The organism is Corynebacterium sp. HMSC034E11, assembly GCF_001835905.1.
Taxonomy (GTDB): Bacteria; Actinomycetota; Actinomycetes; order Mycobacteriales; family Mycobacteriaceae; genus Corynebacterium; species Corynebacterium coyleae.
On sequence record NZ_KV826411.1, the window covers coordinates 1 to 243 of the forward strand.

Annotated in this window: 1 protein-coding gene; it reads right to left on the bottom strand. The window is 61.3% G+C overall.

The window, feature by feature from the left end:
* The coding region (locus HMPREF2690_RS08120) for a YPDG domain-containing protein (protein WP_141761225.1) at positions 1-243 on the bottom strand (243 nt) is incomplete at both ends.

Below are 243 nucleotides of genomic sequence, written 5' to 3' on the forward strand. Positions count from 1 at the left end.
AGCGGTCGCGTCCTTGCCATCCTTGCCGGTGAAGGTCGGCGACGACTTCGTCTCCTTACCTGGGACGACGAGCTTGTCCTCGTAGGACGGCTCGTAAAGGTCAGCGTCCTTGTCGGTCACCGTGACGGTGACGTCAACGTTGTCCTTCGTGCCGTCCGGGTAGGTCACAACCACCGGAACGGTGATCTTGTCGCCCGGCTTGGCATCCTCCGGAATGGTCACCGTGATCTCACCGGTGTTCTC